The following is a 7,051-nucleotide window of genomic DNA, read 5'->3' on the forward strand; positions in this document are numbered from 1 at the left end:
ATGCGCCGCCTCGACCTGGAATTCCAACCCCGGCGCAGCAGCCCGCTGGCCTGGTCGCTGCTGGTGCTCGGCGGCGCGGTAGTAGCCGTGCTGGTACTGCTGCAACAGCACCTGCAAACCGAACAGGTGGCCCTGGAAACCCGCGTGCACGGCCTGGAGTTGCAACTGGGCCGCCGCCCGGCCACCGCTGCGCCGCAGAGCAGCGCCGCCAGCCGCGAACAGGCGGAAAACCTGGCACAGATGCGCAGCGTCTCGCAGCAACTGCAACGGCCCTGGCAGCAACTGTTCGCCATGCTCGAAGCGCAGCCGCAGGAAGACGTCGCCCTGCTCAGCATTACCCCCGATGCGCGCAAGGCCCAGGTCCGCATTGCCGCCGAAGCGCGCAACCTGGAAGCGATGCTGCAATACCACCACCGCCTGGAGCAGAGCGCCGAGCTAAGTGATGTGTCGCTGCTCAACCATGAGGTGGTGGCGGGCCAGCCCGAGCACCCGGTGCGCTTCACCCTCACTGCCACCTGGGAGACCGGCCATGCGCGCCCCTGACTCCATAAGCAGCCTGATCCTCCACGAGCAGCTGCGCCGCATTGGCCCGGTGGGCCTGGCTGGCGCCGCAGTCGCCGCACTGGCGGTGGGCATTGCGCTGGCCGGTGTATTGCCGCAGTGGCAAACCCTGCGCGAACTGCGCGCCACCGAGGCCGATGCCAGCGCCCAGGTCGAGCGGGTCAAGCGCGGCGAACTGAAGATTGCCGTCAAGCCCGAGCAGCAAGCGCTGGACACCCTGCGTCAGCAGCTGCCGGGGCAACCCGAGGCCAGCGAGCTGATCGAGCGCCTGTACCACCTGGCCAGCGCCGAGCACATCAGCCTGGCGCGTGGCGAGTACGCCCTGGGCGTCGATCCGAAGACCCAGCTGGCGCGCTACCAGATCGTCCTGCCGGTACGCGGCAGCTACCCGCAGATCCGCGGCTTCCTGCGCGGGCTGTTGGGGCAACTGCCCACCCTGGTGCTGGAAGACCTCGAGCTGCAACGCAAACGCATCGGCGACAGCGAGCTCAACGGCCGCCTGCGCATGACCCTTTACCTGTCGAGGTCGTGATGAACACTCAGCGCGCAGTGATGTGGGTCGGGTTTCTGGGGGTAGCCGGGGCATTGGCCTGGGCGCCGGGGCACTGGTTTGGCCAGGACGGTGAGGTGGCCCCCATCGCCAGCAAGCCGGCGCCTACAACACCGACCTCTGTGGGAGCCGGCTTGCCGGCGATGAGGCCGGAACAGGCCTCCAGAGACCTCTTCCCCCGCCAGCAATGGACCACCCCGCAAACCCTGGCCACGGTCACCGAACAACCTGTAATCGCCACGCCGGTAGTGGCGGCTGCCCCCACGGCGCCGGCGCTGCCCTTCCAGTTCATCGGCCGCATCGGCGACCGCGACGACCTGCAGATCTTCCTGCAGAGCGGCGAAAAGCTCTACGTCGTGCGCCAGGGCGACGTGATCGAAGACACCTACCGCCTTGACCGGGTCTCGGCCAACGAGCTGGACCTGGTCTACCTGCCCTTGCATCAGTCGCAGACTCTGTCTGTCGGGAGCGCACCATGAAGCCGTCCAAGTTGTGCAAGCCTGCTCCGTTCATGCTCCTGGCGCTCTGCGTGGCCATTGCCGGCTGCGGTTCGAGCGGGGTGCGCAAGGATAGCCAGGAGCTGATGCAGGAAGGCCAGTACGAGGCCGGCATCGCGCGCCTGGAAGAGGCCCTGCGCGAAGACCCGCGTGACACCGACCTGAACATCGCCCTGGCCCACGGCCGCCAGCAAGCGGTCGAGGCGCTGCTTGCCCAGGCCGACAGCGACCGTGCCCGCCACGACTTCGCCGGCGCCCGCATGGGCTATGGCCGCGTGCTCACCTTCGAGCCGAACAACCGCCGCGCCCAGGAAGGTATCCGCCAGATCGAGCTGATGCGCACCCTCGATGACCGCGTGGCGCTGGGCCAGGCCGCCCTGCGCCAGGGCGACCTGTTCGGCGCCGAGCGCTACATGCGCGAAGTGCTGCGCCTGGACCCGCAAAACCAGAAGGGCATCATGCTGCGCAGCGACATCGAGAACGTCCAGGCGCGCACCGCGCAGCCGTTCCCGCAATTGCGCAGCAAGCTGGAGCGCCCGGTCACCTTGGAGTTTCGCGACGCCGCGGTGAAGACCATTTTCGAAGTGCTGTCGCAGGTGGCGGGCATCAACTTCATCTTCGACAAAGACCTGCGCCCGGACATGAAAGCCACCCTCTTCGTGCGTGATGTGCGCATCGAAGATGCCGTGGCGCTGCTGCTGGAGCAGAACCAGCTGCACCAGAAGATCGTCAACGACAACACCCTGCTGATCTACCCCGACTCGCCGCAGAAGACCAAGGACTACCAGGAACTGGTCATGCGCACCTTCTACCTGACCAGCATCGACGCCAACACAGCGCTGAACATGGTCAAGACCATGCTCAAGACCCGCGACGTGTTCGTCGACGAGCGCCTCAACACCCTGACCATGCGCGACACCCCGGATGCCGTGCGCATGGCCGAGAAGCTGCTGCAGTCCCAGGACCAGTCCAACCCCGAGGTGGTGCTGGAAGTGGAGGTCATGGAAGTGGCCCGCTCGCGCATCCTCGACCTCGGCCTGCAATGGCCCAACACCTTCGGCGTGCTGAGCGACGACGGCAACCCGGTCAGCGTGCTCGACCAGCTGCGCGGTATCAATTCCGGCCGCATCAGCATCTCCCCGGCGCCGCAGGCCAAGATCAACGCGCAGGACAAGGACATCAACACCCTGGCCAGCCCGGTGATCCGCGTCAGCAACCGTGAGCAGGCGCGCATCCACATCGGCCAGCGCGTGCCGATCATCAGCGCCACCTCGGTGCCTTCGACCCAAGGCCCGGTGATCACCGAAAGCGTCACCTACCTGGACGTCGGCTTGAAGCTTGAAGTGCAGCCCACCGTGCACCTGAACAACGAAGTGGCGATCAAGGTGGCGCTGGAAGTCAGCAACGCCACCCCGCTGGAGCCGACCCGCCAGGGCACCATTCCGGTCCAGGTCGACACCCGCAACGCCCAGACCAGCCTGCGCCTGCATGACGGCGAAACCCAGGTGTTGGCAGGCCTGGTGCGCAACGACAAGACCTCCAGCGGCAACAAGATCCCAGGCCTTGGCGACATCCCGGGCCTGGGCCGGCTGTTTGGCAGCAACCGCGACGACATGAGCAAGTCCGAGCTGGTGCTGGCCATCACCCCACGCATTGTGCGCAACCTGCCGTACCAAAGCCCATCGGACATGGAGTTCGCCACCGGCACCGAATCGAGCCTGCAGGTGCGCCAGCTGGCCCAGCCGCTGCCGGCCGGTGCGTTGCCGGCCGACACGCCCAACGCCGAGCCGGGTGAGGCACCGGTGGTCGAAAGCCAGATGGCGGTGGTGCCGGCAACCCGGAGCCCACGTCCATGAAACGCCGCCAGCAAGGCTTCAGCCTGATCGAGGTAGTGCTGACCCTGGCACTGCTCGGGCTGCTCGCCAGCATGGCCGCACCGCTGACCGAAACGGTGGTGCGCCGCGGCAAGGAGCAGCAACTGCGTGAGGCGCTGTACCAGATCCGCGATGCAATCGACGCCTACAAGCGCGCCTTCGACGCAGGCTTCATCGAAAAACGCCTGGACGCCAGCGGCTACCCGCCAAACTTGCAGGTGCTGGTCGATGGCGTGCGCGATGTGCGCAGCGCCAAAGGCGCCAAGTTCTACTTCCTGCGGCGCATCCCGCACGACCCGCTGCTGGCGGCCAAGGGCGAAGACGGCGGTGGCTGGGGCGTACGCGCCTATGACAGCAGCCCGGACAACCCGCGTGAGGGCCAGGACGTCTTCGACGTGTACTCCAAAGCCCGCGGCAAAGGGCTCAACAATATTCCCTACGGGCAATGGTGACGGCCATGAAACGCAGCCAAGGCTTCACCCTGATCGAACTGCTGGTGGTGATGGCGATCATCGCCACGCTGATGACCATCGCCATGCCGCGCTACTTCAACAGCCTGGAGAGCGCCCGCGAGGCCAGCCTGCGCCAGAGCCTGGCGGTGCTGCGCGAATCGCTCGATCACTTCTACGGCGACACCGGGCACTACCCCGATTCGCTGGAGCAACTGGTCGAGCTGCGTTACCTGCGCAACACCCCAGTGGACCCGATCACCGAACGCAGCGATGCCTGGCAGCTGGTGCCACCGCCGGAAGGCGTGGCGGGCGGTGTGGCCGATATCAAGAGCGGTGCAACAGGGAGGGCACGTGATGGCAGCCTCTTCGCTGAGTGGTAAGGCCTGCACCGGCTTCACCTACCTGGGCGTGCTGTTGCTGATTGCGGTCAGCAGCGTGGCCCTGGCGGCCACTGGCACGGTGTGGTCGAGCGCTGCCCAGCGCGCTAACGAACGCCAGTTGCTGTGGGTGGGCAGCCAGTATGCCCAGGCCCTGCGCAGCTACTACCGCGCCTCGCCGGGCCTGGCCCAGTACCCGCAGGCGCTGGCCGACCTGCTTGACGACAACCGCTTCCCCGAGGCCCGGCATCACATCCGCCGGCTGTACCCGGACCCGATCACCGGCAGTGACGAATGGGGCCTGCTGCGTTCGGTCGATGGGCGTATCACCGGCGTGCACAGCCGCTCAGACGCGACCCCGTTCAAGCGCAGCGGCTTCGACACCCAGTGGTCGGGCTTTGAAGGCCTGGAGCACTACAGCGACTGGCAGTTCGTCGCCGAACAAGCCTTCAACGAAAGCGCCAGCGGCGCGCAAACCCATAGCGCGGGTTCGGGAGACACGCCATGAAAGGCCTCAATGTGTTTTGCCTGAGCCTTGGCCTGCTGCTGGCCGCCGGGGTGTCCGGTGTGGCCCGGGCCGAAGCCGAGGACGAGATGAAGGGTTTTATCGTCGACAACACCATCTCGCACATCGGCCACGACTTTTACTACTACTTCGCCGACCGCCTGCGCGCCACCAGCCGCCTGGATTTCAACCTGGTGGTGCGCGAACGCCCGGATGCCCGCTGGGGCAGCCTGGTGACGGTGGAATTCGAGCGCGACGTGCTGTACCGGCGGTTTCTGCCGCCCAACGTCACCCAATTGAAAGAAGAGGCCGTCGCGGCCGCCGACCTGGTGAAGCAGGAGGTGATCCAGCGCAAGCTGCAACGCCTGCTCCAGGACACCACTGATCTGGAGAGGGATGAGTTATGAACACTCGCATTGCGCACTGCATCGCAGCCAGCCTGCTGGCCAGCGCCTTCGCCGCCCAGGCCACGGAGCTGGTGTACACCCCGGTCAACCCGGCCTTCGGCGGCAACCCGCTCAACGGCACCTGGCTGCTGAACAACGCCCAGGCACAGAACGACTACGACGACCCCGACCTCAAGGACCGCACCTCCGCCTTTGGCGGTACCTCGGCCCTGGAGCGCTTCAGCAACCAGTTGGAGTCGCGCATGTTGTCGCAGCTGCTGGACAACATCAGCAACGGCCAGACCGGCAGCATGGCCACCGACGCTTTCCTGATCGATGTGCTCGACGACTCTGGTGCCCTGAGCATCAAGGTCACCGACCGCGCCACGGGAGAAATTTCGATCATCGAGGTCAGCGGCCTGAACCCCTGAGAGGGAAGGGCTTTTAGTTGGGGAGAGAACACCATGAAACGTCTGTTGAGCACTTTGCTGATCCTCGCCGCGCTGCAAGGCCTTCAGGGTTGCAGCCTGCGCGAACCGATGTCGGCCGAACAGGACTCGGAAACCCCGACCCTGACCCCGCGCGCCTCGACCTACTACGACCTGATCAACATGCCGCGCCCCAGAGGCCGGCTGATGGCGGTGGTCTACGGCTTCCGCGACCAGACGGGCCAATACAAACCCACCCCGGCCAGCTCGTTCTCCACCAGCGTCACCCAAGGTGCCGCGAGCATGCTGATGGATGCCCTGAGTGCCAGCGGCTGGTTCGTGGTGCTGGAGCGCGAAGGCCTGCAGAACCTGCTGACCGAACGCAAGATCATCCGCGCCTCGCAGAAAAAGCCCGACGTGGCGGAAAACATCATGGCCGAGCTGCCCCCCCTGCAGGCCGCCAACCTGATGCTCGAAGGCGGCATCATCGCCTACGACACCAACGTGCGCAGCGGCGGGGAAGGTGCGCGCTACTTAGGGATCGACATCTCCCGCGAATACCGGGTGGACCAGGTGACGGTCAACCTGCGCGCGGTGGATGTACGCACCGGGCAGGTGCTGGCCAACGTGATGACCAGCAAGACCATCTATTCGGTGGGGCGTAGCGCCGGGGTGTTCAAGTTCATCGAGTTCAAGAAGCTGCTGGAGGCGGAGGTCGGGTACACCACCAACGAGCCGGCGCAGTTGTGTGTGCTGTCGGCGATCGAGGCGGCGGTGGGGCATTTGCTGGCCCAAGGCATAGAGCGGCGCTTGTGGCAAGTGGCGGGGGATTCGGGGGAGGGCAAGGCTGGGGTGGACAAGTACCTGAGCCAGTCGCAACAGCAATGAGGTCTCGATGCGGACACCCATGGCCTGTCAGACTGCGGCACGTTGCAATAAACCGTAGGAGCGGATTCATCCGCGATGCGCCGCGCGGGCGGCGCTCGATTTGCGCAACGCTGCAAAGCTTAAGGCATGCGCCTCGGATAACACCGGGAACAGAATCGGCCCGGTCTGAGGCCGTGTTGAGATTGACAGGCGCCTGCCTTGATTTCTGCGGGGCGTCGGAGATCGAGCGCCGCCCGCGCGGCGCATCGCGGGCAAGCCCGCTCCTACATTTGTTGCAACGTGCCATGGCCTATGAGGCCATAGTTGCCAGCCTTGTTGGCATGACGCGATTTTTCCGTTGGCGCTGCCGGCGCCCCACCAGCCCTCAGCCATGCGCCAAGGCGACCAACCATGGCCTGACTGGAACGGCACGTTGCAACAAATGTAGATACCGTCTTGACCCTCACCCTGCAAGAGCGATTTTGGGGTCAAACGGTATCCCCGACTTCACCACCCCGTAAACCAGGTGCAGCAGCTTGCGCATCGCCGCGCAA

At 65.7% G+C, this 7,051-nt stretch carries 10 protein-coding genes; all 10 read left to right on the forward strand.

The window, feature by feature from the left end; all coding sequences use genetic code 11:
• From ABEH27_RS23500 to ABEH27_RS23545, 10 genes are read left to right on the forward strand one after another with little or no spacing between them, the layout of a single operon-like run.
• Positions 1-543 (forward strand): PilN domain-containing protein, encoded by a 543-nt coding sequence (locus ABEH27_RS23500; protein ID WP_346615863.1) that lies wholly within the window; start codon positions 1-3, stop codon positions 541-543.
• Complete coding sequence (gene pilO, locus ABEH27_RS23505; protein WP_346615864.1) at positions 530-1,093, forward strand: type 4a pilus biogenesis protein PilO; 564 nt, start codon at positions 530-532, stop codon at positions 1,091-1,093. Before ABEH27_RS23500 ends, pilO begins: the two co-directional genes overlap by 14 nt.
• Entirely contained in the window at positions 1,093-1,590 is a 498-nt protein-coding gene (locus tag ABEH27_RS23510) for a hypothetical protein (RefSeq protein WP_346615865.1), read from the forward strand. The genes pilO and ABEH27_RS23510 overlap by 1 nt, the downstream gene beginning before the upstream one ends.
• Complete coding sequence (locus tag ABEH27_RS23515; protein WP_346615866.1) at positions 1,587-3,464, forward strand: secretin N-terminal domain-containing protein; 1,878 nt, start codon at positions 1,587-1,589, stop codon at positions 3,462-3,464. Before ABEH27_RS23510 ends, ABEH27_RS23515 begins: the two co-directional genes overlap by 4 nt.
• The gene (locus tag ABEH27_RS23520) at positions 3,461-3,934 is read left to right on the forward strand and encodes a type II secretion system protein (protein ID WP_346615867.1); all 474 of its coding nucleotides are present in this window, start codon (positions 3,461-3,463) and stop codon (positions 3,932-3,934) included. Before ABEH27_RS23515 ends, ABEH27_RS23520 begins: the two co-directional genes overlap by 4 nt.
• Positions 3,935-3,939: 5 nt before the next feature.
• On the forward strand, positions 3,940-4,314 hold the full coding sequence (locus ABEH27_RS23525) for a type II secretion system protein (RefSeq protein ID WP_346615868.1): 375 nt from the start codon (positions 3,940-3,942) through the stop codon (positions 4,312-4,314).
• Positions 4,289-4,819: a type II secretion system protein gene (locus ABEH27_RS23530; RefSeq protein WP_346615869.1), complete on the forward strand. Its 531-nt coding sequence runs from the start codon at positions 4,289-4,291 to the stop codon at positions 4,817-4,819. The genes ABEH27_RS23525 and ABEH27_RS23530 overlap by 26 nt, the downstream gene beginning before the upstream one ends.
• Positions 4,816-5,223 (forward strand): curli production assembly/transport protein CsgE, encoded by a 408-nt coding sequence (gene csgE / locus ABEH27_RS23535; RefSeq protein WP_346615870.1) that lies wholly within the window; start codon positions 4,816-4,818, stop codon positions 5,221-5,223. The genes ABEH27_RS23530 and csgE overlap by 4 nt, the downstream gene beginning before the upstream one ends.
• Positions 5,220-5,633 carry a curli assembly protein CsgF gene (locus ABEH27_RS23540; RefSeq protein ID WP_346615871.1) on the forward strand — a complete coding sequence of 138 codons (414 nt, stop codon included), beginning with the start codon at positions 5,220-5,222 and terminating at the stop codon, positions 5,631-5,633. Before csgE ends, ABEH27_RS23540 begins: the two co-directional genes overlap by 4 nt.
• Before the next feature lie 33 nt (positions 5,634-5,666).
• Positions 5,667-6,518, forward strand: a complete 852-nt coding sequence (locus ABEH27_RS23545; RefSeq protein ID WP_346615872.1) for a CsgG/HfaB family protein — start codon at positions 5,667-5,669, stop codon at positions 6,516-6,518.
• Positions 6,519-7,051: the final 533 nt, after the last annotated feature.

Source organism: Pseudomonas sp. P39-UII1, from assembly GCF_039672635.1.
Taxonomy (GTDB): domain Bacteria; phylum Pseudomonadota; class Gammaproteobacteria; order Pseudomonadales; family Pseudomonadaceae; genus Aquipseudomonas.

Coding starts and splice junctions, on each gene's coding strand:
- ABEH27_RS23540 (WP_346615871.1), top strand. CDS start 5,220: ATGAACACTCGCATTGCGCACTGCATCGCAGCCAGCCTGCTGGCCAGC.
- pilO (WP_346615864.1), top strand. CDS start 530: ATGCGCGCCCCTGACTCCATAAGCAGCCTGATCCTCCACGAGCAGCTG.
- ABEH27_RS23510 (WP_346615865.1), top strand. CDS start 1,093: ATGAACACTCAGCGCGCAGTGATGTGGGTCGGGTTTCTGGGGGTAGCC.
- ABEH27_RS23515 (WP_346615866.1), top strand. CDS start 1,587: ATGAAGCCGTCCAAGTTGTGCAAGCCTGCTCCGTTCATGCTCCTGGCG.
- ABEH27_RS23520 (WP_346615867.1), top strand. CDS start 3,461: ATGAAACGCCGCCAGCAAGGCTTCAGCCTGATCGAGGTAGTGCTGACC.
- ABEH27_RS23530 (WP_346615869.1), top strand. CDS start 4,289: ATGGCAGCCTCTTCGCTGAGTGGTAAGGCCTGCACCGGCTTCACCTAC.
- ABEH27_RS23500 (WP_346615863.1), top strand. CDS start 1: ATGCGCCGCCTCGACCTGGAATTCCAACCCCGGCGCAGCAGCCCGCTG.
- ABEH27_RS23525 (WP_346615868.1), top strand. CDS start 3,940: ATGAAACGCAGCCAAGGCTTCACCCTGATCGAACTGCTGGTGGTGATG.
- csgE (WP_346615870.1), top strand. CDS start 4,816: ATGAAAGGCCTCAATGTGTTTTGCCTGAGCCTTGGCCTGCTGCTGGCC.
- ABEH27_RS23545 (WP_346615872.1), top strand. CDS start 5,667: ATGAAACGTCTGTTGAGCACTTTGCTGATCCTCGCCGCGCTGCAAGGC.